The organism is Sporomusa aerivorans (assembly GCF_041428895.1).
GTDB classification, from domain to species: domain Bacteria; phylum Bacillota; class Negativicutes; order Sporomusales; family Sporomusaceae; genus Sporomusa; species Sporomusa aerivorans.
In genome coordinates this window covers 550,203-574,718 of record NZ_CP156926.1, presented here as the reverse complement: position 1 = coordinate 574,718, position 24,516 = coordinate 550,203, and the positions used below count along the sequence as shown (strand labels likewise).

Below are 24,516 nucleotides of genomic sequence, written 5' to 3'. Positions count from 1 at the left end.
ACGGGTCCATGGCGTCTTTAAACTTGCCGGGGAGCAGATAATATAATTTTTAAAACCAGTAACTGTTTACTGTCTAAATTCCGTCGGTTTCCTCGTTGAGTTTCGAAGTTTGTCCATCTGTTGTAGGATTGCAACAGATAAAAGAAGATCTGGTCCAACGCCGCAGACGGCAGTTATAGCAAGAGATGGATTCATCTGCTACCATTTCTTCATCAACGTCAGGCCGAAAGGCTCGGCACCTTTGTGCCGCAGTAGCTGCTTGGTCCCAGTCCTGCTTGCCGCCACTAAACTCTTTTTCCCCTTGTTCATTGATCCGCCACAAGAGTCCTCAGCTCCTCAAAGTTACTAAGTTGTTTCTTAGAACAGGTTGTCCATAAAATTGGACCATCAGCGCCATCTAGCTTATGGACTAAAACTACTGCCTTACCTGCCATAAGCACCGGCTTAACCATATTTCCCAATAAAATTAATTCAGAGCATCCCAGATATTCCCCATGCAGGCTTTTCACCTTGTCAACAGCGGAGTGAGAACAAAGCTCGCGAACACTTATGATGTTATTAGGTACATTAATTTCGACTTTTCCCTTTACCCAGCCATCATTGTCACCTAAACGCAAACCTGCTCCGGCTAAAGCCCCGATGATTCCCTGGCCGCTGCCGCCATGCTCGGAAAGATGAACATTCAGCCTCTTAGCCAAGAGATATGCGTCGTCTTTTGTGACTACTTCCCGTTTTACTTTGTAGCCAAAATCTATCAGACTCTTAGTATCAAGAAACTCATCAGTAACGACTACACATAAGCCAGGACTTGCATCCACTTGACTTTCCCGCTCCAGAAACTCAGCTGCATAATCAATAATTGGCTGCAAATATTCAATTTTGATATCAGCTTTAAAGCACATCGAGCTATTATGCGAGGTATACGGAACAGCCGGATCAAGCAGCAGCTGGTGGCGTGTAATCCAAGAGCATTTTCCCCAGTCATGTTTTTCCACGGCATGCGCAATCATTTCCGCCAGTTCCCCTGTTCCTCTACTGTCCAGATTATCAGTATCATCTATACACACTAGGATTTGCATAGCTTACAACTCCACCTTAAAAATGCATTTCGTGCTTAACGAATTCTGCTGCGATTTCAGTCAGTACCTATTTAGCCAATGGTTATTTCCATTTTAGAGACATGTTCCTTAAAAAAGCCACTCTCTTACATACAAAATAGGCTAGTGCCCCCCCTGTAAACCCGGTAATCAAATGGGACAATAATACAGCACCAAGCCCCAGAGACAAAAAAGTCATTGGTAAATTCAAGGTAATTCCCAAAACATACATAGCCAAAAGCTTCGATACATGAGCTAACCCGGCTGCAGTTCCTATCATATACCATTTACTTACCAACATGGGAATTAGGCTTACAAACACATCCATTACTATTCCCGGTAGCATATAATCAGAAAAAGCAAAAATCCCTTTGGCACCTGGCGCTACAAATACCGTAACAAAACTGCCAATAAAACCGGCAAGTGTTCCTGCCCCCGGTTTTCTGATCATAATACAGCATGCAGTTAATGCCAGCATAATAAACAGTCCCCGATGGCCTGGAATATGCAAAGGTAATTTCAAGGCCATGCTCCCAATCGCCGCCATCACTCCGAAAATAGTAACGACCAACGCTTGCGTAAGAGACATCCCGAAAATGCTAAAGTTATTTCTAATAACCGTTTGCTTTTTTTCCAACATCATCAAAATCCCCTTTAACAGCCTGACTCAATACCATTAAAAAATTCCGGGCACTTATTTGGACTGATAGTTCCGGTATGATTAGAACTTAATGGTTGTACCGACCTCTGTATACCGGCCGGGCGCGACAAGGTATGCCCCCTGGTAATACAATTTATCAAACAGGTTTTGAACTTTGACATAGTACTCGGTATTACGCAGGGTTTTGCTGACTTTTAGATCAACGACATGGTATCCTGGCAAACTCTTGTTCTTCCAGGACCCCCAGACATTGTCACCTACGCTTGCATTGCCGTCACCGGAGCCATTACCATTGCCCTGACTATACATGCTTCGTCTTTCGCCGAGGTAATTGACGGCCAGATATGCATTTATTCCATCTTCTCCTGCATAATTAAGGCCATAGGAGAACTTGCGGTACGGAATATCACTCACCTGTGTTTTTACCCGGGTATCATAAGCATTTGTATATGAGTAATTTGCAAATCCTTTAATTCGGCCAAATTTTTTGCTAATCTCCGCCTCAAAGCCATGCATGTCAACATCCGGTATATTGTAATACTGAGTACGCCCACTGCCTGCTCCATTGCCTTTAATCATGTTTGTTATATCTCTGGTAAAATAGGTGACGTCAAATCCAAGTCCGGATTTGGTCGAGGCTGACAGTCCAACTTCACGGTTAAGGGCTTCTTCAGGCAAAATATTAAGATCATTAAGGGGCGCAGAGCGTTCCATTGCGTTAGGCGATCTGAAGCTTTTCCCGATTGAGCCATGTAAAGCTGTATTGTCGCTTAGCTTGTAATTCAAAGTGAAAACCGGATCGTCCGAAGAATAACTGCCCTTTATTTCTTGATAGTTCGGAGTGTATGCCGTTGTTCTTACTGTAATACGGTCATCGGTTTCGTTATGTCTGTAGCCAAAGCTGGCATCCAGTCTATTGTTGATCTTAAGCACATCCTGGACATAAAAGCTTTTGCCGGTGTAATCATAGTCGCCACGGTTGTATGTACCATTTGGAGTTGTGCCGGAACCGTTGGGTGTTAGCTCTGAAAAGTCCCTGGTCTCGTAAGAATAACCCCACGTAGCAGTGTTTGACCGGCCTATTCTAATTGTATGCTGCAATTCATAGCCATTTACAGTGCCATCCCAGTCCACACGCTGATAACCGGAAGTAGTGAGCAGACTTGTTTGCTTGGATTGATAAACTTTCAGGCTGAGATCGCTGTTATCGTTTAGCTTCTGGGCATATACTGCGCCGATATATGATTGTTTAAGCGGATCATATGCCCAATTATAAGTAGTACCGGGATTATCACCGCCACCAAAATAATTGTTGCGTGAAGTGATAGTACCACCTTGACCAGGATAGTTAAGTATATTGCCATTTGCATCAATGCGGTTAGGAAATTGTTTTTCAGTGTCCAAATACGAGCCAAATACGGTCAGCGAGGCTTTAGGATTAAGAGTCCAGCGGATTTTTCCATTAAAGTATTCTGATTTTTCACTGGCGTGGTCTGTATAGCCATCTGTACTTTGCTTTTTTACCCCAAAATAATAGTTAACCTTGCCGGTATCTCCGCTTACTGAGGCTGAATATGTCTCGGTGTCCCAGCTTCCTTTTGCTACTGATATAGAGCCGGAGCTTTCCTTATCGCCATTTTTAGTGGTTATAAATATTACTCCGCCAGGAGCGTTGGTCCCGTACATAACAGGAGCAGCTCCTTTTATTACCTCAATCTTCTCGATATTATCCGCAGGTATAATTGATAAATCTGCCCTTCCGTCACCAACTGTACTGAGTAACACTCCGTCAACGATTACTTTGGTGCTATTAGCATCACTGCCACGGAATTGGGCATAGCTTTTCCCCTTTGTATTACTACTGGTAACATACAAACCGGCTACATCTTTCAGCGCGTCAGCTGCAGTTTGCGCCCCTTTTGCTTTTATTTCCTCAGCTGTGATAACAGTCATTTTAACTGGAATTTTAAGTGGATTGAGCTTGGAGTCAGTCACGACAACATCGTCGAGTGCAACGGCATCATCGGCTTTGGCTTCTTCAGCGTTTACGACAAACGCAAAACTGGAATACAGCACCATGAAACTTGCTATAACTGCTGCTTTTCGTACCTCTCTCATGTCTTATCCCCCTCCATAAACATAAACTACCTAATTGCATCCAAATCTGTACATTGATCTCTTAACTTTCCCGTGATAACTACCCTACAAAGTATCCTACCCTACAAATACAACATCCCCTCCCTTCATCTATCCACGCCCCCCCGCCGCCCTCCCTATGCAGTACTGCATCCTGCCTAAGCCTTAAATAATTAAATCCGGATCATAGACTGGATGCTAAAATTTCAGCGATATCCAAAACCTTAATTCTGTTATGAGAGCCTTCCGCTTCAACTGCTTCAGAGAAAATCATTTTACAAAACGGACAGGCAGTAACGATTGCTGCTGCTCCGGTTGCGACAGCTTCTTCGACGCGATTACCGGTGATCAAATGATTGGCTGTTGGCGTTGTCCAAATCCGGCCGCCCCCAGCTCCGCAACAAAAGGCTCGCTGCTGCGAGCGGGGCATTTCCGTAAGCCGAATCTCAGGAATAGCCTTAATAACATCCCGCGGCGGGCTGAATAAATCATTATAGCGCCCTAAATAGCAAGGATCGTGAAATACAACCACCTGAGCAAAAGCTTTCTTTGCCACCAGCTTCCCCTCCTGAAGTAAGCTCGCCAAAAAATCAGTATGGTGTATTGTTTTAAACTCGCCGCCATATTGAGGATACTCGTTTCTCAAGGTATTAAAACAATGAGGGCAAGTAGTGACGATTTTTTTTATCCCCAGCTTATTCCAGGCAGCAATATTATCATGTACTGTCTGCTCGAAGAGGAATTCATTGCCCATCCGCCGGGCAGTATCTCCGCAGCACCACTCTGAGCTAGCAAGGACGGCAAAGTTCACCTTTGCCGCTTTTAAAACATTCACAAAAGCTATCGCTGTTTTTTGCGCCGCAGCATTAAAATTTGCCGCACAACCGGCATAATATAAATATTCCGCCTGCGGATTTTCCTGAATAGTAGGTACAGCCAGCCCTTCGGCCCATTGCAGACCGTTCTGGCGACTATACCCCCAAGGATTGCCCTGTCCGGCGATCCCGGCAAAGACTTGCTTCATGCCCTCACTGATATTACCTGCGGTCAATACCAAATAACGGCGCATATCAATGATTTTGGGGATATGTTCAATAGACACCGGGCAGGCCTCCAGGCAGGCCCTACAGGTTGTACAGCTCCAAATAAATTCCTGTGCAAACACTCCCCCGGCCAGATTATTTTTGAATTTATCTTTCTTGGCCTTTTTATCTGTTTTAGTTTTCGCATCTGTTTCTTGGTTTGTGATAGTCTTAATTTTTTTTCCCATTAATAAGGGAGCTCTTATTTCGATATGTTTCCGCAGCCGGCCATTTATGGCCCGTGGCTTAAGCGCCTCACCACTTAGCTGCGCCGGACACTGACCGTTACACCGTCCGCATTTTACACAAGCATACGCATCAAAGAGTTGCTTCCAGGTGAAATCCTCCATGTGGTTGGCCCCAAACACTGTTTTTCGGTTGCCGCCCTGTTGCATTTTACTTAAAGCGCCCTTAGGAGCAAGAGTATGCCAATACGTATTAAAAGGGGCAAAAACCAAGTGTAAGTGCGAGGAGTTAGGAATGATAAAACATAGTGAAAAAACAGCCAGGAAATGAGTCCACCAAAGAATAGGCGTTAGCTTATGTAATGTAACCTCATTAACATTGGCAAAAAAATACGAACCAGCAAAAGTCAACGGATTAGCTGTAGTCAAATCCATGACTTGTCCTAAGGCAAACCGGATACTGTGAAAGCCAACTTCAGTCAGCACGATGGTTAATATCAAGCCAAGTTTGACAAAATCGGCGACACTGTTTTTCAGCCATTCCGGTTTCCCGATCAGTCTACGGGTTGCCGCCCCTAACACCCCAATGATGAGCAAAGCATTACAGATATCTTTTACAAACAGAAAGCCATAATTATCTCCTAGATAGTGAATGCTGCTGTTAAACAGCCCTTCTTTGACCATATTCGGCATGCCGATCAGCAAAATCAGAAAGCCAAACACGATGAACAGGTGAAACAAACCAAATAGGGGATATTCCCGGACCTTTCTTTGGGCAACTACATTAGCCAGGAAGTATTTCCACCGTTCAGCAGGATGGTTGTGACAGTTTTCGCTTTTGCCTAATTGCGTAAAACGGTAACGGCGAAAAATTCCGTAGAAGAAATATCCGCCTGAGGTTAATGCCATTAAGAAAAAGATAACTACGTTAAGTTCTCTGGTATTAGTTTCATTTATTAACCACAAGATTTCTCAGCTCCTCATAAGCACTTCTTTTGCACCCTCACGGAAATCCAAGCAAAATTACAAAATCAGTAATACACTCCAGTACATCCTTTTTTTTAGCAATTATTTAGTTAGTGAAACTAACTAAATAATTGCAATTTTCCTGCCTACCAACAATTGACACAGACATTTTCCACAGCCTCGGGAGGGTCGTCAGTCATTATTTTGCTGCGGAAAATGCTTGGCCAGTTTTTCCATTAGCAGTATTAAGACCTGCTGTTCTTCCGGGGTTAAATACCCGAGTGGACCGGCCAGTTTCTCGATAAATTTAGACTCCGTACGGTAAAATATGTTTTGCCCTTTATCGGTTAGGCATATTATCCGCACTCTGGCGTCGGCAGCATCTGTAAACCGGCTAATAAAACCGGATTTTTCCAAGCGATCAAGCATTTGCGACATAGTGCTGGGACGAACACCTATCATTTTCGCCAGGAACCCGGCAGTGCATTGCTTCCGTTCCCGTACAGCCTTCAATATCCACCACTGAACCTTTGTAACAGGCGGTAGTATATGCTGGTCTGTCGATTCGAATTTCGGGTTTCGCAGTTTGCGGTTAATTTTATGAATCAAAGTGTATAAACGCTCGGTTTTGTCATATTGCGACAAGGAATCACCTCAGGAAAATTAGTTAGTTATACTAAACAAAACAGTGAGCCTAATACTTCATCTTCTACAAAACGAATGATGCATTCCCGCTATGACGCGGCAGAAAGTAGCATTTAATTTGTTTATGTTAGTTTATAAATCAGGATCATTGCGACTTAATGACAAATCAAACCATTAATAGATAGTTCTCGAAATCATTCACTAATATAAACGATCCAAAAAATATATAAATATATATTTTTTTTATTTTTTGTTAGTTTTTGTTTGTTTTTGTTGGTTGTTACGATTCTACATGGATTATAAAATTCCTTCCATGTTTTTGTAAAATATTTTTAAGAGTGAGCAAAGACAAATAAAATAACCATGACTCACCCAATTGGGTAAGTTACGGTTACTATCCGTTAAGTTTCTGTTTCATCCAGATTCTATTAATCAATATTACCCCCCTTTCTCAAAAAAAAGGGGGGTTGCCAGCCGTCCACGACATCCTGGCATGCCATTATGTATATTTCACCAAGGCCTCCGCAGCTCTCAAAACTTATACTTTCTGGCAGTCCTCGTTGATCCACAGATTTGCCAGCTGTACTGCGCCGCGAAAACCTACCAGCGGCGGTTCATAGGGATGCAGGCGCCATTTGGTGTCAGGATTGGCGATTTGCAGTTCCGGATTGCGGCCCGTCCACGCCAGCGCCTCGCCGCTGGCCATGAGATAACCCTTTTTATGGGCCTGCACCGCTTTTGTCCATTCATCTTCAGAGAAATAGGGAATGTCTGCGTCTCCCATATCAGGGCAGTCGCACCAGCAGCTGCCCTTGATAAGGGCCAGTTCGCCGCAGCCAAAGGAAAGAATGCCCCTGACCACGTCCGCATGGCCGCCTAAAGCTAATACAGCTTCCTCCGGGTGGGCGTGTACGATGTTTCGGAAGGAGGGCATTACGGGTGCAAGCTGTCGCCGGGAGAATTCCCGCTCTGCATTTAGGAAGGCGTCATCGGCAGTCAGTCCGGATATTTGCGCAATTTCCTCCAGCCACCGCATAGTTCCGTCAATACCATACGGCCGTCCCGCAAGATACGGTGTCCCGAAGCGTTCTCGCAGGTGCCTGGCGGTGGGTTCGCCCTCGCGACGTATAACCAGATTGACATGTGCGCCGCCCAGGTTTTCAATATCTGCAATGGCTGTGTCCGAGGTCAGCACGCACAGCGGCTTCATACCGAACGCACCTTTCATAATGCGAACCAGCTCGCCCGCGTCGGCCTGGAAACGGAACAGATCGGCGCAGGAGCCAATGATATTAAAGGTTGGCTGCGGCGTCCGTTTCATAGCTAAGGGCAGCGTTTTAGCCAGCAGCAACAACGCCTCCTGTACGCCGCGATGCTGGCTGACGTCAAAGCCGCCGTAGCCGAACGGCAGCAGGCGAACGCCGGGATACTCCGGCTGCAATTCCTCACAGAGGGCGAGAATATCCGTTCCGATCACCTCAGGGATAGAAGAAGGCAGCAGAAAAATTACGCGGGGCTGGTCGCGCTGTATGACAGCGGCAATAGTATGGTTAAGCCGCTCTGTGCCGCCAAGGGCGATATCCGTTTCGTCGATGTGCGTGGAGTAAAGCTTGCAGGCGTCATGAACTCCCGCTCGTTTCAGGGTGACGCCGCTGTAAAGCATGTGTCCCATGCAGCCGAATTCGATAAGAGCGGCGTCACGAATGGTGGCCAGTGTCCAAAGAATGCCCATACGTCCCGAAGGCAGCGGCTTAAACCGGTGCAGCCCCATGTTGAACCCTCCTTTTTTCTTCTGATACGTCCCTATCGGCCAATACGCCCAAGCTTCTTTTTAGCAGGTTACTTGTCCGGCCATAGCCCACTTGTCCGTAAAAATCAAACATATCCGGCACGCAGGGAGTCGCTTTGGTAGCCGGCAAATAACCAAAGCAGATATCCGGCGCCAGCTTGGCCAGAACCGGTACATCCGCCTCCGCATTCACCATCCGGCAAACCCAGGGGTCATACCCCAGGGAAACAAGCCTTTTCACGTGGGCCCTGTCCTCCGGATAACAGTCCTCCAGATGCAAGAGCAACGGTTCCATGCCAAGGCCGGTAAGATAAACTGCCAGCGCAACCGGCATGTCAATTCGGGGAGATAGTATATATCTGAGCCCTTTGAGCTTTTCTTTGGCCTGCTCCTCGAACTCGAGCGCCTGTTGCCGTTCTTTTGCAAATGCCTCGCCCCAGGAAAAGCCGAAGCGCTTCGCAATCTCTTCGTAAGCCCTGCCGGTGCTCTCGACATCGTACAGATTGTTTAGGGCAATATACGGTATGCCAAACTCCCGTTCCATTTTAGCGGCAAGCGGCTGCATGAAGGGAGAAACCACCAGATTCAGGGCGGCGTCCGGCGCGTTTTGGAAATCCTGCAGCGAGGCGCCGGGGGCCAGGTAGCGCAACGCAAGGCCGCGCCGCATGAGTTCAGGGAATAAAGACGGCAGAGGGATATGATCTTCCTCCGGGGCACGGCCCAGTACGTTAATACGGCCCGCATCGGTTGCCCCGGCGGCCATCAGTGTTCCCAGCGCCTCCATCGTTTTCCACAAACCGGGCGGATAGCTGACGTTCTTAAACTGGGCCAGCATTACGAAGGTAATGCGCGCCGACAATTCCGGCTGCACTTCATGCAGAATTCCTGCCAGATCCTCCCCAATCAGTTCCGGTACGCAGGTGACAATCAGCAGAATGGCCTTTGCTCCGGCTTTGTCCATTTCCCGGAGGGCAGCTATCAGTCCTTCCCGGCAGCCGAATACCACCTCCTGCGCGTTCAGGACATACAGCCAGTGCAGTTCGCCATACCTGCCTTCCGGATGAGGGCTGAAAAGTCGCGAATGCGTCGCGCACTCCGGCATCCCCACCAACAAAGAGGACAACCCCGGGACATTTTCCACGATCACCGACGCCATGCGCATGGGACAGTGGCAGCCGGGAAAAACGGCCGGCGTCAGGAATCTTATGCCGGTGCTAGCTTTCACAGCCGACAGGCGTTTCAGGTGTTTCAGTTCATTCATGGCGTTTTGGCTCCTTTAAGCAGCAGTCTGGCAAGCGCCAGGTAATGCGCCGCCATAGCGGAAGCCGGAAAAGCCTCCACTACGGTTTTCCCCTGCGCCTCGGCCTGCTGCACAAAGGGATCGCGGGGCAGGCGGTAAATGACCGGCGCGGCCAGCTCCGCCGCCGCCTTGTCCACCAGTTCACTTTCGCCCTCAATGTTCTTAGCATTTAAGATCAGCCCCCGCAGCGAGGCGTAGCCGCGCTTGCCGAGACTCTTGACCGCATGGGCGATATTAGCCGCCGCATAGAGCGACATCATTTCACCGGAAGTAACAATACACACTTCATCGGCATAGCCGCCGCGGATCGGCATGGCAAAGCCGCCGCACACCACATCACCCAGCACGTCGTACAGCACTACATCCGGCTTGTACACACCGTAGGCGTCCAGTTCCTCCAGCTTCTCAAAGGCCGTGATTATGCCGCGGCCGGCGCAGCCCACACCGGGAACAGGTCCGCCCGCCTCCACACACAGCACACCTGTGCTGCTTTTTACCACAAGGTCGTCAAGCTCCACATCGCCACTTTTCCGGAGGATTTCCAGAACCGTAGCAATGCTTGTCCCGCCGGTCAGATTGCGGGTAGAATCGGCTTTGGGGTCGCAGCCGACCTGCAGTACAGTGAGCCCGATAGCGGCCATCGCCGCCGACAAGTTGGATACGGTGGTGGATTTGCCGATGCCGCCCTTGCCGTAGATTGCTATTTTTTTCATTTCGCACCTTCCTTCATGTAGAGATGTTCTCCTTTAGCCTGAAGCTAAGTCTACTTTATCAAATCATAGGAAACGCAGGCCGGCCGGCCCGTGCGGGGCTCGGTTACGAGCTTTGCCTCAATCCGGAAAGTTTCCCGCAACACTTCGGCGGTCATTACTTCTGCAGGCGTACCGTGCCGGATGATACGCCCGCCGCGAACAGCTACCAGGTAGTCGGCAAACCGCGCCGCCAGGTTTAGATCATGCAGCACCATAACAATCGTACTGCCCTGTTCCCGGTTCAGCCGGTACAAAAGCTCCAAAACCTCCAGCTGGTAAGCCAAATCCAGATAGGTGGTCGGCTCATCCAGCAAGATCAAATCGGTCTGCTGGGCCAGGGCCATAGCAATCCACACCCGCTGACGCTGTCCGCCGGAGAGGGTATCCACCACTTTGAGCTCAGCGTCTGTGAGTTTCGTCATCTCCAGCGCCCAGGCGATGATCTTTTTGTCTTCGGGGTTCAGTTTCCCGAACCCCCGTTGGTACGGAAAGCGGCCATAAGCCACCAGTTCACCCACAGTCAGCCCCGCCGGGGCCTGCGGGGACTGCGGCAGAATCGCCATTTTCCGGGCTACCTCCTGTGTGGAAAGCAGGCGGATGTCCTTGCCGTTCAGGTACACCGTACCGTTCCTGGGTTGCAAGATACGCCCCACGGCTTTTAAAATGGTGGATTTGCCGCAGCCGTTCGGACCGATAATCGCCGTGATTTTCCCCTGGGGAAGCGTAAGATCCAATTCGTCCACCACCAGGTTTTCCTCATAAGCGACGGTTAATTTTTGCGCGAGAATGCTGCTCATATTCATTACCCTTTCGTCGTCATTTGCTCTTGGACAGCAGATAGAGAAAATAGGGTGCGCCGATGATCGCCACCATGATGCCTGTAGGGATTCCGGCCGGCTGCACGCTGGCCCGTGCGATTGTATCGGCCGCGCTTACCAGTACTGCGCCGGTAAGCGCGCAAACAGGCAAAAGCAGGCTGTGTTTTGGTCCTACCAAACGCCGGGCCAGGTGAGGCGCAATCAGTCCTACGAAGCTGATGCCGCCGCTGGCCGCCACACAGGCAGCCGCCAGGGCAACCGCCGCGGCCAGCAGCCTGCGTCGCTCCCGCTCCACCGCTGCCCCCAGACTGCAGGCGATATCGTCGCCCAGATTCAGTACATCCAGCACGCGGGCTTTCATCAGTACATACGGAATGAGAAACATTAGCCAGGGCAGCAGCGCCAGCACAAACTGCCAGTTGCTGCCCCAGATGCTCCCCGCCTGCCAGGCTGCCACAAATTCAAACTGGGAATCATCCAGCTTCACTGCCAGCACGGTAGTCAAAGCCGAAATTCCCGCCTGCACCGCCACGCCGGTCAGAATCAGGCTGAGCGGCGCGGCGCCTTCTCCCTTTTGAGAGGCCAATGTATAAATGATGAATGCGGTTACGCCCGCGCCGCTCAATGCCAAAAACGGCAGGGTGAAGATTGAAAAAAACGAATTCGCCCCGAAAAACAGCACGTACAAGATGACCGTCAGTCCCGCACCTGCGTTGATTCCCAGCAAGCCGGGGTCGGCCAGCCCGTTCCGGGATATACCCTGAATAATGCAGCCGGACAAGGCCATCCCTGCGCCGATGAGGACGGCAAGTACAATACGGGGCAGGCGGAAAGCGAACAGGATCAGATTCTCCCTGTCTGTACCGCCGCCGAGCAGGATTCGGAGCGTGTCGGGCGGCGAAAGTTTTGTATAGCCTGTGTTCATACTGATGATGAAGGAAAGCATTAATAAGGCCGCACAGCCAATAACCACCGCCATGTTGCACAAATAGAATACCAAGTAAGAAAGGTGGAGTAAATGGAGATATTGCAAGGAAAAAAGTTTAACTATCAGCGGTTTATCAGGTAAAAGAAGCTAAGTAATGGAGGTATTTCAAAAACATTTTCCGGATTGTTGTACAAAACAGGCTCTCACCGTTTGACATCCGCGACAAAAATTATTATAGTTATAGCAAATGATAATAATTATCACTTGCCATGGTTTTTACTTAAATAAAATTGCAGCCGTTATTTCATCGCTGATAAACAAACTTTAGAAGCGCATGCAGTTGGAAAATTAGACAATTCCTGAACTATCAGGTTGCGAGGGAGGATCAAAAATGCAAGTGGATATCCATCAACTGGCGGGAAACTTTTCCCGCTTCAAATTCCAGATTATTGATGTTGTCAGAGCGGTCATACCGCCGGGGAAAAAAAGTTTTGGTGTTGTCACTCCGCCTGTATCGGGTTTGATTTTTCCCCTAAAAGGACGGGCACGAATGCTGTTTGACGGTGTCCCTTACGAAATGGCGCCGGGAAAGATTTTTCACTGCGGTCCGAATATGGCTCTGGATAAGGAAGTTGTGGGGCGTACTGAATGGAATTATATGGTCATCCACTATCAGGTTGACGACAGTGCAAGAAATGAGTTTCCCCAGGCATTTTCCCACTATCAGCTTGATTCGGGCTGCAGTACGCGCGTCCAGGATTTGCTGCAGCGCTTATACAATGCTTGCACCATGCCGGGCAATATGTCGGCATTGCGGTCCCAATCGTTATTTTTTAGCATTCTGGATGAAATTCTAACCTGCGCTGATATCCGTTGCAGCCAACAGGACCGGGAACTTGTGGAGCAGGCTGTAATGTATATGAAAAATCATTACATGGAACCGCTTACCGTTGCTAAATTAGCCGGTCAGTATGGCTTAAACAGCAGACAGTTCGCCTACATATTTCAAAAATATGCCGGTACCGCGCCGCTTGAATACCTGACCGAGCTCCGGCTGCGGCACGCCCGGGAGCTGTTATGCACTACAGCCTGCTCAATAACGGAAATTTCCGCTTGCGTAGGTTATTCCGATCCTTATTATTTCAGTAAGTTGTTTAAAAAACATACCGGCTTTTGTCCCAGTGCATACAAGCTTTCGCCCCAATACACGAAAAAGCTGCCCTGGCAAGGCTGCAGGCTGGTTCAGTAATGCCGGATCTGACTGGAAGCAGTATCCCTGTCCCCCTGTTTTCAGATATGACTTAGAACTCCAACACTGCATATTATGTAATGTAACTTTACTTTATTGGAGGGAACAACTTGGTTAGAATCTTTAGCCATCCTGAGATTATTGATTGGGAGGATTTATATGATGAATATTTCGCTCGGCAGCTTTGTTCGCCAAACTGCATTCCCAATTGCGCCCCGCTCTGTCATCCTTCTTGTAAGCCTGCTTTCAAACCGAATTGCGGTCCTGCCAGTTCCTATGTCTGCAGACCCTTTTATGGCAGACGCTAGCCAACTCAGCATCTACCAGCCCTGATACAACATGGGCATTTCAGCCGCTTGCGCGATTTCCTGCTGACAGTTGTGCAACAATCAAAGCAAGAAAAACAGTGCCCCTGTCCCCCTGCTTCGCAAAAAGAACTGCCGCCTTGATGTAAGGCGGCAGTTCTTTTTGTGCTTATATGATTGTTCGCACACTTATATATTCTTGCTTAAAAATAGTCCGAGAAATAAGGCGTCTGTTGTTCTATCGCATCCTCCAGCATATCCACCGTTTCCGGACTGCAGGCAATGCGTCCGATCTTATGCAGGTAATCCGGCCGTTTGTATCCCAAAAGCATGGTTGTCATGGTTTTGATATCTATCCTTGAGCTGCTGCGCACGGCAGTTCGGTCGACTTCACCTTTGCCCTCCGGCGAAATACGCAGGGTAAAGGTCCCCTGGTTCCAGGAAAGCAGCGGATCATCCAGCGTAAAGGTCCATTCCCGTTCTCTTGTATCCGGCTTAAAGGGATATTGGTCAATAAACTGCTGCAAATCCACGATTCGGGCCATGTAGTAAGGAGAGATAATTTCCTTGATATCTGCGTCCTCGAGCAAAAACGCCAGCGGCTCATCGGTATGAATATTGCCTATAACCTTGGAAATCATGGAAAAATGAGCGCTGATAAAATTCCAAAGCCCGCTGCGGGCTTCTTCATTTACGAAGATCATGTCCTTAATATGAAAAACCTCGTCCGCGATCCAGTAAAGAACATAGCCGTCCGGCTGCCCGTCGTCATTGTAATATACAGCGGCCATCAGATCATCCAGATCCCACAGCCAGTATTCATTCCAGGCCAATTCATGGCGAAGCATAGCCCCATGGGTCTGCAGGGCAAAACGTTCATACGCTTTTTTTACGGCATCACTTTCGATATCAACCCGCTCAACCTCGCCGGCAACCTGTTTATTTTTCGGCAGCTGATAATCCTTCACTTCGAAGATTATTTTATCGGAAATAATCTCCCAGCCCTTGCGGCGATAGTAAGGAATGGAGTAGGGATACAGGTAGGAAATCGACTGCTTGTTCTCTCTCATCTTTTCCAGCGCCTGGTACAGCAATTTGTGCATTAAGCCCTGGTTTGAGTATTCGGGAAAAGTACCGACACCGGTAAGTCCGCCCATGTCGTAAGTTTTATTGAAAATCCTTACCTGAAAAGGATAAACCGCCACCTGAGATACTAATTTATCACCGTCAAACCAGCCCCACACATTGGCCTGTTCCAAAGCCGGTGATTTGGCGTGAACGATATCCCGTTCTTCCCAGCCGACCTTATGCAGAACGTTATCGGTTACCTGAAAAACATAGCGCAGCAGTTGGTTGTACTGCTCAAGATGCTCTACTCCCACCTGTTTCATTTTTAACTGTTTTCTTCGGCTCATATAGATCTCCTTTCACTGTTCAAAGGGCCCGCGACTCAAAGGGGCGGCTCTTTTGAGTCATTCAAATTCTATTGGCTTGCTCACGTTTATTTGCGTAATTCTCTACAAGTCACTGTCAGGGGGAACCGGAAACTATGTCAGTGATTTTTTGCAAAAATCCCCGCGCCTGCGCGGATACATACCCTTGTTTGCGCCAGATAACGGTTTGCGGCAATTCAATCCGGGGATTAACCAGTTCATAAAAATGCAGATGGGCTGTAGGGACCAGGTCGACTGCCGACCGGGGTATCAGGGCAATACCCACGCCGTGATCGGCCCAAGCCAGTAGCGAGCGGACATCATCCCCTTTGCAAACGATCTCCGGCTCAAAACCAGCCTGGATACAGCATTGTAAAATCAGCGATTCCATCCGGCGGTGAATGGACAGCGGCCGCGCTTTTAAGTCCGCCAGGGACAAATACCGGGAATCAGTAATAATATCGCCAAATTTCCGATGCACCGCCGCTGCCAGTGACTCTGCGGGCAAGGAAATGGAATGAAAAATTTCCTCGTCATGCGCTGACCGGACGATGCCAATTTCCACAACGCCGCTTTTGAGCAGTTCGGTAATGCGATGAGTATCCCCTTCCCACAACTGGAAAGTAACTTGCGGGTATTGTTCACGAAATTCCCTGATATACGCCGGCAAAAGTGCTACACCAAGAGAAGCTACGGTGCCAATTGACAATGTCCCGCGTATTCCGGCATGAAAATCCTTCAATTCCCTGCGGGTGGTATTTAAGAGTTCGAAGACCTGTTCCGCCCGGTCCCTGAGCACTTGCCCGGCCTCAGTCAGGCGAACGCTGCGGCTGCCGCGTTCCAACAGCTGCACCCCCAGCTCACTCTCCAGCATTTTCATTTGCTGGCTTAGCGGCGGCTGGGCCATATTCAGCCTTTTGGCTGCGCTTGTTATCTGCCCTTCCTCGGCAATAACCAAAAAATACTTAAGCTGCCGCAAGTCCATCGACTACCACTCCACATCCATATTTTTTATATATGGGAAACTAATTTTATAAGTATTTTTCATATAGTAATACATTCGGTATAATTTTACTTATCCCTGCAGTGACATAACACTAAATTGCCCGGAGCATCGTTTTAAAGGAGTGATTGTAATGTCCCGACTACCCAAAAACACTGTATCTATGTATATTATAGCCTTCGCCACCTTCTTGGCATTTATGGGCATTGGTGTTGTCGATCCTATATTGCCGGTGATTGCCAAGCAGATTGGCGCCAAACACTGGGAAATAGAGATGCTGTTTACCGCTTATATCTTTACCATGGCTTTTATCATGGTGCCGGCCGGTCTGGCGGCAAACCGGTTTGGAGAAAAACCGGTGATGACCACCGGTCTGCTTTTAGTATCTGTCACCAGTATGTTATGCGCCTTTTCCAATTCCATTCCGGAGTTGTCCCTTTTTCGCGCCGGCTGGGGCTTCAGCAATGCGCTGTTTTTCGCCACCGCGATGACGATCACCATTGCCTTCGCCCCCAGTACCAGTGTGGCAATCGGCCTTTTCGAAGCCGCCGTCGGGCTGGGTATGGCGGCAGGTCCCTTGTTAGGCGGAGTACTCGGTGATATCAGCTGGCGTTACCCTTTCGCCGCCACAAGCGTTCTGGCCTTTGCCGCGTTTCTCTGCGTATTATTCCTCATACGGCAGCCGCAATCCACAACGAAACATACGCACGGACTGCAGGACCTCACAGCCCTGTTCCGCAATACTGCGTTTATGAAGGCTGCCGTAGCTGCCATGCTCTATTATTTCGGTTTTTTTACCATTCTGGCGTATTCACCCCTCTTGTTGCACTTATCGGCCCTGGAACTGGGATTTGTTTTCTTTGCCTGGGGACTTATGCTGGCGCTTGGTTCCGCCAAGCTTTCCCACTACCTGGAGCAGAAAGCGCCGTTAGTGCAACTGATCTGGCAGGGTCTAGTTGTCTTTGCCTTTATCGTCCTGGGCATTTACTTAATTGACAACAAGACGGTACAGCTGGCGTTGATTATCATATCCGGTCTTGCCTGCGGTGTGAATAATTCCCTGTTTACCACCTATGTGATGGATATTTCTCCTTATCCCCGCAATATCACCTCCAGCGCCTATAATTTTGTCCGCTGGCTGGGAGCAGGAATTGCGCCTGTTGCCGCCGGCTTGATGGCCGAGGAACTAAGCCCGACCTTCCCTTATTTAGCCGCTTTCCTTTTGCTAATCCTGGGAATACTCATTACCCTGAGAAAAGCGCCCGAGCCTGAAGAAGCTATGGATAATCTTTAAGTGTTTGACTCCGCCACTTCCTTGTAGATATTTTTGAACAATCTCTAATTTTAATTCCGTACTGTACATCTTTTTAGGCATAGAAAAAACCCCTTTCAGTAGACTTGTTTTTGTCTAATAAAAGGGGTTCACTTCACCTTGGCAGGGGCGGTTATTTCTTTTTTATGATCAATACGATTAACGTAGCAAATGCGACTGCAAAAGATAACGTCTCATATGTGGTCATAAAGCACCACCCCCTTTCTCAAAGGGTGTGGCTAACCATCCCTGACAACCTGCCACGCTCAGTATGGCATATTTTTCCAGGTAGATAAACTACACTCTTCTACCATATAAAGCTAACACAGTCTATGCAAGTACTAAGCCCCATCCCGTAACATAATCCTGTTACAGATGGGGCTTCTCTTATAGGGTTCGGCCGTATAGTAGCTGTAATTAGAGCGAAAGGTCAGCTACAATCAGTGTGTACTCTGAAAAACTATTAGCAGTTATAAGAACAAAATGTACGTAGTAATAATATTGGCGATAAGTCCCAAAGAAACCGGTATCGCGCAGCGTTTGGCCACCTGGAAGGAGGATACGCCCGCAATATTGGATATCGCTACAATAGCTGCGGTTATTGGTGACATGCACCGTCCAAAACCGGAGGTAATTTCCATCGGCAGTAAAATTAATACCGGTTCTACGTTCAGGTTGGCGGCAATCTTAGGAGCCAAGCCGGCAAACGCGAAAAAGGATGCATTGCCTGAACCCATAAGGAAAGAAAACGAAACCATCAGTACAGAAATTACCAGGACTGTTGACTTCAAGCCAAAGCCGGCCGACTGAGCTGCTTGGATTAAGCTATCCACCGCGCCGATTTTAACTAAACCCATACCAAATACTTCAGCGCATATAATCAAAGACACCACTGCAGTGAATTGTGCTCCCATGCCTTCGAAAAAAGTCATAATATTATCCATTACCAGCCGAACTTGTCGCAGGCGAATGTATTCAAAAATCATGGTAATAACTGTACAAATTAACATCGCGGTAATAAGGTCCATTTTAATTGACTTGATAAAAAGAGGGCAGAACAAGATTACCAATATTAAAGGCAAAGTTGGCAAAATTGCGTAAATACGCGGCGGCACTTCCGCCTGCACCGTATTTTTTTCTTCCGGAGGTGTTTCCTGGGTTGTTATGTCCGCCTGCGCTTCCCGTCTATCCCACCAGGGCTGCACAAAATAGTGCGCAATACCAACTACGATGATGGACGGTATTACAACAGGCAACTGCCACTTTATAAAATATGTAACCGGGTCCAGGCCGGCATTATGAGCTGCCAGAATTGCATTCGAAGATATCGGACCGATATCTGTGAACTTCGCGGTAGCGACAATTGCAACGGCCGTTAGCTTACTGACTCCGGCTTTAACCAGAATGGGATACATGGTTAGCATTAGCAGCAATCCCAGGCCGGCGTGGCTAGGAACAAACACGTCAACCACCTGGCCGATCAAATATCCCAGCATCATTACAAGCATTGGCGAACGCACCAGTTTAAGCGGATACGCCGATAATTCAACCAGCGCCCGGTTGGCGCCGCATTTTTCCATATACCTGACAAAACCGCCAATGGACATAATCGTCAAGCCCAGGCCTGCCAGGCGATTACTCATAAGGCCCTTAATAGCTTCAAATACATCAAACCAAATCAGTCCGGTTGATTGTTTCGCAGGCACGAGTGTCCCCAGGCCAAAAATAGCCGTACAAAGCAAAAGAGTAATACCTGCCAAAAGCAATATGGCTTGGGGCTTATACTTTTTAATCAGCATGTAGCTAACCCAGACCGTCACAAGCAAAGCTATCATAATTCCTAACATTCCATATCCTCCTTGCTGTAATAGTAGATCAAAACATGTTCCGTTCCATAGTTTGATAAAAGATCCGATACCTTTTGCTTGCTACTCCCCCCTTTATTCGACATAGCCCAGTAAAAAACATCTGCCTACTACCCATTACTGAAACTTCTGTTTTATATATAATATATTATATATAATATATTATATATATTTCAAAGTCAATATATATTCTGAAACTTCAATTTAAAGTGTCTCTGCTTCTCCTGTTAATAATGGCGAAAGTAGGCATGTTTATATTTCCGGTTCCACAAAAAAAAACAGGCGGAAAGTCTTATTTCGCTTCCCGCCTGTTTCTTCAGTGTTGAGGTTCCCGCTGCATTACCGGGCCTGTATCTTCAACCTGAAAGTACTTTCTCATTTTATCAAATGACCTTTTTTTATGAACATACATTAGCTCACGCATAGCAACCGGGTTTTTCTCCTGGAAGCAGGTGAGCATTTCATGGTGCTCTTTAAAAGAATCCGGGAGAATACTGGGGAATATTTGAAACACCATGCGCATTCTTTTCTCAGATTCCATCATATCGAATATTGCATCGATCAAAATTTGATTGTCGCTCGCTTCTATTATCAAGCGATGAAAAGCCTTGTTGATCTCTCCGTACTTTTGTATGTCATTTTTTTCAAAAGCTACGGCCATCTCAGTGACGTAGCTTTCGAGCTTATCAATCAGGCGCTGGTCGGCATTTATCACCGCAAGCTCGGCCGCAAACGGCTCCAGGCACTCCCTTACCTGCAGCATATCCTTGATTTTTTTAGGCGAAATACCGGTGACTTTGGAGCCAACATGCGGTATGGTTTCAACTAATCCCTCAACACTTAGTTCTTTCAACGCTTCACGAACAGGGATGTCGCTGATATTGTATTCTGTCGCGATTTGTTTTATCACCAGATGAGTGCCTGGCTCCAGTATCCCGTCTAAAATCTTCCTCTTTATTTCCTGATAGACAGACGCTGATTTTGTCATAGGCGAAATTGGCATTGTCTCACACCTCAAGTACGATTATTTATATCCTAAAACTTAATTATTGTAAGCATGAAGTAAATATATAATATATTTTACGCAGCGTCAATGCCAGTTCACAATTTTTTACAAAATACGGCAGCAATAAAGAGGCGCGGCAAACACTATTTTCTATAGTAACGGCGGTTTGACAGGAAAATAGGGTGCGATGCCTGACAATACCCTGATCACTTCTTCTGCTGCCATTAAACCGACTCTTTGGGCTGAATCGCCGGTACTTGCCCCTAAGTGCGGCGTAAGTATTACATTGTTTAATGCAAACAGGCTGCTGTCATGTTGCAAAGGCTCGGCAGCAAAAGTATCCAGAGCGGCGCCGCTGATAACTCCGGCCTGCAAGGCCTCGGCCAAATCCTTCTCCACAACCAATTCGCCCCGGGCGGTATTAATCAGATAAGCCGAACGCTTCATTATTTTGAGTGTGGTTTTATTAACCATATTGACGGTCCCGGGAATAGCCGGAACATGCAGAGATAGGAAATCTGACTCGGCAAACACCTCATCCAAGGAGCGGTAGATTTCTCCATACTTGTCAACAAGGTCACCGCACCTATGCATATCAAACGCTATGATGTTCATTTCAAATGCAGCCGCCCGCCGGATGACTTCCCTGCCGATATTGCCTGTACCGACAATCCCCAGAGTTTTGCCCCCCAGTTCCGTTCCCACGCTTTTGGGCCACTCCCGGTTATGCATCCGTTCATTGAGCCGGGGAATATTTCTTGCCAGGGAAAGCATGAGGCCTACTGCCAATTCCGCAACTGACCGGGTATTTGCACCCGGAGTATTGGTAACCGCCACTCCGTAGCGTTGTGCGGCGGCTACATCTATGGTGTTATACCCCACGCCGCTTCTGGCTATTATTTTAAGTTCAGGCGCCCCGGCGGCAATTACTTTTTCCGTTATGGCATCATTACCTGCCACAATTGCGGCAATTCCGTCCAGCTGCTCAAGCATCTCCGCTTCCTGTAACGGCCGCTCATACGGGCTTAAAACGACATCAAAGCCGTTATCTTTCAATAAAGCCAAGCCTTCCGCCGAGCGCCGGAAGGACATAGCGGTAACCAAAACCCGTTTTGTCACAATAACACTCCTCCTTTTAGAAAGAGCCTGCAGCAAGATACATGCTGCAGGCTCTGACTCATTTAAAAAGTTTCCATTACTTTGAAAGCTTTTTCTTTAATATCCTGGTAAATGCTCTTGCCATGTGCATCCATGGTAACTGCAAACGGACCAAACTTCTCAACTTTAAGCAGCCACAGGGCTTCCGGCATGCCTTTTTCCAGCCAGTATCCGCCGCCGACTTCCCGTACGGCGGCAGCATGTTTTACAGCACATCCCGGCGCTGCCTGCAGATAAACCTGCTTATACTTTTGAAAGGCTTTCAGGCTGTCGTCACGCATACCGCCTTTACCAACGATCATTTTGACGCCTAACTGCCCGACCATTTCCGCATAGGGCTCCATACGCATGCTGGTAGTCGGGCCAACAACCACCATGTCCCAGCCGCTTTCCGTTTTTTTCAAAACCGGACCGGCATGGAATACAACGCTCCCGGCAAAATCGACCGGCAGCTTGCCGCCTTCCTGCAATAATTTCTTGATCTCTAAATGCCCCATATCGCGTGATGTAAACACGGTACCGGTGATGTATACTGTATCGCCGACATGAAGCTTTTCAACATCGGCGTCTTGCAGCGGTATATTCAATTCATATGTCGCCATCTGCTACTCCCCCTTGCCAAACAAATATTCACGCCGTCCGTCCGGATAGATGCGAACACCCATTCTTCTGGCAACCCAGCAATGGAAGTTGATGGCTACCGGGCAGATGGCCGTATGCGTTGCCGCCATGCCGATTTTTACCGCCAGACAGGTCGTATTGCCGCCGATGCCGGCAGGGCCGAGTCCCAGCTTGTTGATATTGACCAGTAATTCTTCTTCCAGCTCATTCAGCAGCGAATCCGGATTGTTATCCCGCCAGTCGCGGGTACTGATGGCTCTCCGGCTCAATTTAGAGGCGACATCCATCTGCCCGCCGATGCCGATGCCGATTGCCGAAGGCGGACAGGGCATGCCGCCGGCGTTGATCACAGTTTCATAGACGAGCGTTTTGAGTCCCTTATAATCACTGCCCAGTTGCGCTGTAGTCATGGTCTTATAGACATTGCCCAATTCGGCGCCACAGCCTTTAAAGCTCATTACCATTTCAATATATTCCTGGCCGGGGCAATACAAATATTCCATATTGGGAACGCCATCACCGGAATTGTTTCCCGGATTTTTCCGTGTCAGCGAGTGAACGATACTAGGGCGCGCGTAACCGTTGCCGGTTGCCTCTACCATTGCCTTAGGCACATATTGACTAAGCAGATCCAGACCTTCCGTACTGCCATAGCTGAAATACACGGTGGGAAATCCCGGCGACTGACAGACAGGCTTATCCTCTTTATCCGCCATCTCCACATTCTCCAGCATGGATGATAGCATCGCCCTGGCGCTTTCACTGGTCTCTTTGGCCAGGCCCTGTTTCAGCAGTATCAGACTGTCGGGAGAAACATGCGAACAGGTTTCTTTGACCCAATTGTATACTTCTTCGTAGGTTATATTAAATCTTGCCACAGAATTTCACACTCCTTGCCAACCGGTTCTGTCTATACCTGCTGCCTGATTGTTTATTGCCTGCAGTTGAAAAACAGCCCAGTCTGGTTACTGATTATTTTACAGTGATAACATCGGAAGCCTTGATTGCTTCCTCTGTGAGTTCCTGCCCGATACCGGGAAGATCAGGTATTTCATATACACCGTTTTGCGGCAAATAGTTGTATTTGCAGGTCTTGGTATTGGCCTCCAGCAAAGCGTACCGGTGCAGTTCGTGGATGGCAAAATTGGGAATGGCGGCTTCGAGATGAAGCGCAGCAGCCGTCATGATTGGTCCGCCGCAAACATGTACCTGGCAGGTCATGTCATAAACATGGGCCATATCACAAATCTTTTTACCTTCGGTGAAGCCGCCGCAAGTGCCGAGGTCCGGCTGAATAACGTCAAGCGATCCGTCTTCCAAAAACGGCCGGAAGCCCCAGCGGGTATAAACCCGTTCGCCGGCGGCAATGGGAATGTCCACATTGTCCGCAACTTTTTTCATCTGTTTGGGATTTAACGGCATAACAGGTTCTTCATAGAAGAAAATATCCAGTTCCTCGATCATTTTGCCAAACTTTATTGCGGAGGTAGTATCGGTAAGCGCGTGCGCTTCGACAATAATGTCAACATCAGGTCCCACTGCCTCCCGCATCGCTTTCAGGCGGTCATACCCAACCCGCAGCGTCTTGGCCGATAATGGCCCGCACAGGTTACGTTTCTTCACATTACCAAACTCGTCCATTTCATTAACATCAACTTTAACTGCGTCATAGCCGTCGGCCACCGCTTGCAGGGCCACATCCGCATATTGCTGCGGCTCGACCAGAATGGATTTCGCTTTGGCCTTGCCCCAGCCAAACTGCAATTGGCTGGCATATGTCCTGACGCTGTCACGGCATTTGCCTCCCAGCAGTTCATATACCGGCACATTTAACATTTTTCCCTTAATGTCCCACAATGCAATATCAATGGCGCTCATCCCGGCGGATACAACGGTACCGCCGCCTTGCCCCCAGAATGTTTTCTTTTGCATTTTGTCCCAGATTGCTTCGTTTTGCATTGGATTCATACCGATAATGATTTGGGCCAAATCTTTGGCCATGCCGAGGCCGGCCGAAGCTCCCACCCCGTAAGCCATGCCTACTTCACCAAAGCCGCAAATGCCTTCATCAGTATTAATCCTGACAACGACAGGTCTCCATTTGCTGGTAGATGACTGAAGGTCATTGGCTACGTCGATAATGTCCACGCTTGTAATTTTCACTTGTCCCCATCCCCTTCTCATTTTGTATCATATATTGATCCT

Annotated in this window: 21 protein-coding genes; 3 read left to right on the top strand and 18 right to left on the bottom strand. The window is 48.2% G+C overall.

The features are described from left to right. Nucleotides 1-305 precede the first annotated feature (305 nt). The 10 genes from SATMO3_RS02645 to SATMO3_RS02600 form a co-directional block, all read right to left on the bottom strand. The gene (locus tag SATMO3_RS02645) at nucleotides 306-1,079 is read right to left on the bottom strand and encodes a hypothetical protein (protein ID WP_371377104.1); all 774 of its coding nucleotides are present in this window, start codon (nucleotides 1,077-1,079) and stop codon (nucleotides 306-308) included. Nucleotides 1,080-1,161: 82 nt separating this feature from the next. After that, the gene (locus tag SATMO3_RS02640; protein ID WP_371377101.1) at nucleotides 1,162-1,740 is read right to left on the bottom strand and encodes a hypothetical protein; all 579 of its coding nucleotides are present in this window, start codon (nucleotides 1,738-1,740) and stop codon (nucleotides 1,162-1,164) included. 78 nt (nucleotides 1,741-1,818) lie between these two features. Continuing rightward, nucleotides 1,819-3,876, bottom strand: coding sequence for a TonB-dependent receptor (locus tag SATMO3_RS02635; RefSeq protein ID WP_371377098.1), 2,058 nt, complete (start codon nucleotides 3,874-3,876; stop codon nucleotides 1,819-1,821). 202 nt (nucleotides 3,877-4,078) lie between these two features. Continuing rightward, the gene (locus SATMO3_RS02630) at nucleotides 4,079-6,127 is read right to left on the bottom strand and encodes a heterodisulfide reductase-related iron-sulfur binding cluster (RefSeq protein WP_371377095.1); all 2,049 of its coding nucleotides are present in this window, start codon (nucleotides 6,125-6,127) and stop codon (nucleotides 4,079-4,081) included. A 192-nt stretch (nucleotides 6,128-6,319) separates the two neighbouring features. After that, nucleotides 6,320-6,772, bottom strand: coding sequence for a MarR family winged helix-turn-helix transcriptional regulator (locus tag SATMO3_RS02625; protein ID WP_371377092.1), 453 nt, complete (start codon nucleotides 6,770-6,772; stop codon nucleotides 6,320-6,322). Between the two features lie 538 nt (nucleotides 6,773-7,310). Next, nucleotides 7,311-8,543: a nitrogenase component 1 gene (locus SATMO3_RS02620; protein ID WP_371377089.1), complete on the bottom strand. Its 1,233-nt coding sequence runs from the start codon at nucleotides 8,541-8,543 to the stop codon at nucleotides 7,311-7,313. Next, nucleotides 8,524-9,822, bottom strand: a complete 1,299-nt coding sequence (locus SATMO3_RS02615) for a nitrogenase component 1 (RefSeq protein WP_371377087.1) — start codon at nucleotides 9,820-9,822, stop codon at nucleotides 8,524-8,526. The genes SATMO3_RS02620 and SATMO3_RS02615 overlap by 20 nt, the downstream gene beginning before the upstream one ends. After that, nucleotides 9,819-10,574: an AAA family ATPase gene (locus tag SATMO3_RS02610; protein ID WP_371377084.1), complete on the bottom strand. Its 756-nt coding sequence runs from the start codon at nucleotides 10,572-10,574 to the stop codon at nucleotides 9,819-9,821. Before SATMO3_RS02610 ends, SATMO3_RS02615 begins: the two co-directional genes overlap by 4 nt. Before the next feature lie 50 nt (nucleotides 10,575-10,624). Next, entirely contained in the window at nucleotides 10,625-11,410 is a 786-nt protein-coding gene (locus tag SATMO3_RS02605) for an ABC transporter ATP-binding protein (protein ID WP_371377081.1), read from the bottom strand. Nucleotides 11,411-11,429: 19 nt separating this feature from the next. Further along, nucleotides 11,430-12,410, bottom strand: coding sequence for a FecCD family ABC transporter permease (locus tag SATMO3_RS02600; RefSeq protein ID WP_371377079.1), 981 nt, complete (start codon nucleotides 12,408-12,410; stop codon nucleotides 11,430-11,432). Nucleotides 12,411-12,750: 340 nt separating this feature from the next. Here SATMO3_RS02600 and SATMO3_RS02595 point away from each other — a divergent pair, with 340 nt between their 5' ends. Together SATMO3_RS02595 and SATMO3_RS02590 are read left to right on the top strand one after the other, a co-directional pair. Further along, entirely contained in the window at nucleotides 12,751-13,608 is an 858-nt protein-coding gene (locus SATMO3_RS02595) for a helix-turn-helix domain-containing protein (RefSeq protein WP_371377076.1), read from the top strand. Between the two features lie 159 nt (nucleotides 13,609-13,767). After that, complete coding sequence (locus tag SATMO3_RS02590; protein WP_371377073.1) at nucleotides 13,768-13,941, top strand: hypothetical protein; 174 nt, start codon at nucleotides 13,768-13,770, stop codon at nucleotides 13,939-13,941. 175 nt (nucleotides 13,942-14,116) lie between these two features. Here the strand turns inward: SATMO3_RS02590 and eis are convergent, their stop codons facing one another. Then, nucleotides 14,117-15,328 carry an enhanced intracellular survival protein Eis gene (gene eis / locus SATMO3_RS02585; protein ID WP_371377071.1) on the bottom strand — a complete coding sequence of 404 codons (1,212 nt, stop codon included), beginning with the start codon at nucleotides 15,326-15,328 and terminating at the stop codon, nucleotides 14,117-14,119. Between the two features lie 115 nt (nucleotides 15,329-15,443). Continuing rightward, nucleotides 15,444-16,331: a LysR family transcriptional regulator gene (locus tag SATMO3_RS02580; protein WP_371377068.1), complete on the bottom strand. Its 888-nt coding sequence runs from the start codon at nucleotides 16,329-16,331 to the stop codon at nucleotides 15,444-15,446. Between the two features lie 151 nt (nucleotides 16,332-16,482). Here SATMO3_RS02580 and SATMO3_RS02575 point away from each other — a divergent pair, with 151 nt between their 5' ends. Further along, nucleotides 16,483-17,643, top strand: coding sequence for an MFS transporter (locus SATMO3_RS02575; RefSeq protein ID WP_371377066.1), 1,161 nt, complete (start codon nucleotides 16,483-16,485; stop codon nucleotides 17,641-17,643). 488 nt (nucleotides 17,644-18,131) lie between these two features. Here SATMO3_RS02575 and dcuC read toward each other — a convergent pair whose 3' ends face one another. The 6 genes from dcuC to SATMO3_RS02545 form a co-directional block, all read right to left on the bottom strand. Next, entirely contained in the window at nucleotides 18,132-19,508 is a 1,377-nt protein-coding gene (dcuC, locus tag SATMO3_RS02570) for a C4-dicarboxylate transporter DcuC (RefSeq protein WP_371377063.1), read from the bottom strand. Between the two features lie 334 nt (nucleotides 19,509-19,842). Further along, nucleotides 19,843-20,529, bottom strand: a complete 687-nt coding sequence (locus tag SATMO3_RS02565) for a GntR family transcriptional regulator (RefSeq protein ID WP_371377060.1) — start codon at nucleotides 20,527-20,529, stop codon at nucleotides 19,843-19,845. A gap of 153 nt (nucleotides 20,530-20,682) precedes the next feature. After that, nucleotides 20,683-21,651 carry a phosphoglycerate dehydrogenase gene (locus SATMO3_RS02560; protein ID WP_371377056.1) on the bottom strand — a complete coding sequence of 323 codons (969 nt, stop codon included), beginning with the start codon at nucleotides 21,649-21,651 and terminating at the stop codon, nucleotides 20,683-20,685. A gap of 62 nt (nucleotides 21,652-21,713) precedes the next feature. Continuing rightward, a complete protein-coding gene (locus SATMO3_RS02555; protein ID WP_371377053.1) occupies nucleotides 21,714-22,292 on the bottom strand; it encodes a FumA C-terminus/TtdB family hydratase beta subunit in 579 nt (192 codons plus the stop codon). A gap of 3 nt (nucleotides 22,293-22,295) precedes the next feature. Next, complete coding sequence (locus SATMO3_RS02550) at nucleotides 22,296-23,189, bottom strand: fumarate hydratase (RefSeq protein ID WP_371377050.1); 894 nt, start codon at nucleotides 23,187-23,189, stop codon at nucleotides 22,296-22,298. A gap of 94 nt (nucleotides 23,190-23,283) precedes the next feature. Beyond that, a complete protein-coding gene (locus tag SATMO3_RS02545) occupies nucleotides 23,284-24,474 on the bottom strand; it encodes a mandelate racemase/muconate lactonizing enzyme family protein (protein ID WP_371377046.1) in 1,191 nt (396 codons plus the stop codon). Nucleotides 24,475-24,516: the final 42 nt, after the last annotated feature.

Excerpts from the sequence above, each read along its gene's own strand:
- SATMO3_RS02645 (WP_371377104.1), bottom strand. The coding sequence starts at position 1,079 with ATGCAAATCCTAGTGTGTATAGATGATACTGATAATCTGGACAGTAGA.
- SATMO3_RS02640 (WP_371377101.1), bottom strand. The coding sequence starts at position 1,740 with ATGATGTTGGAAAAAAAGCAAACGGTTATTAGAAATAACTTTAGCATT.
- SATMO3_RS02635 (WP_371377098.1), bottom strand. The coding sequence starts at position 3,876 with ATGAGAGAGGTACGAAAAGCAGCAGTTATAGCAAGTTTCATGGTGCTG.
- SATMO3_RS02620 (WP_371377089.1), bottom strand. The coding sequence starts at position 8,543 with ATGGGGCTGCACCGGTTTAAGCCGCTGCCTTCGGGACGTATGGGCATT.
- SATMO3_RS02615 (WP_371377087.1), bottom strand. The coding sequence starts at position 9,822 with ATGAATGAACTGAAACACCTGAAACGCCTGTCGGCTGTGAAAGCTAGC.
- SATMO3_RS02610 (WP_371377084.1), bottom strand. The coding sequence starts at position 10,574 with ATGAAAAAAATAGCAATCTACGGCAAGGGCGGCATCGGCAAATCCACC.
- SATMO3_RS02605 (WP_371377081.1), bottom strand. The coding sequence starts at position 11,410 with ATGAGCAGCATTCTCGCGCAAAAATTAACCGTCGCTTATGAGGAAAAC.
- SATMO3_RS02600 (WP_371377079.1), bottom strand. The coding sequence starts at position 12,410 with ATGGCGGTGGTTATTGGCTGTGCGGCCTTATTAATGCTTTCCTTCATC.
- SATMO3_RS02595 (WP_371377076.1), top strand. The coding sequence starts at position 12,751 with ATGCAAGTGGATATCCATCAACTGGCGGGAAACTTTTCCCGCTTCAAA.
- SATMO3_RS02590 (WP_371377073.1), top strand. The coding sequence starts at position 13,768 with ATGATGAATATTTCGCTCGGCAGCTTTGTTCGCCAAACTGCATTCCCA.
- eis (WP_371377071.1), bottom strand. The coding sequence starts at position 15,328 with ATGAGCCGAAGAAAACAGTTAAAAATGAAACAGGTGGGAGTAGAGCAT.
- SATMO3_RS02580 (WP_371377068.1), bottom strand. The coding sequence starts at position 16,331 with ATGGACTTGCGGCAGCTTAAGTATTTTTTGGTTATTGCCGAGGAAGGG.
- SATMO3_RS02575 (WP_371377066.1), top strand. The coding sequence starts at position 16,483 with ATGTCCCGACTACCCAAAAACACTGTATCTATGTATATTATAGCCTTC.
- dcuC (WP_371377063.1), bottom strand. The coding sequence starts at position 19,508 with ATGTTAGGAATTATGATAGCTTTGCTTGTGACGGTCTGGGTTAGCTAC.
- SATMO3_RS02565 (WP_371377060.1), bottom strand. The coding sequence starts at position 20,529 with ATGCCAATTTCGCCTATGACAAAATCAGCGTCTGTCTATCAGGAAATA.
- SATMO3_RS02555 (WP_371377053.1), bottom strand. The coding sequence starts at position 22,292 with ATGGCGACATATGAATTGAATATACCGCTGCAAGACGCCGATGTTGAA.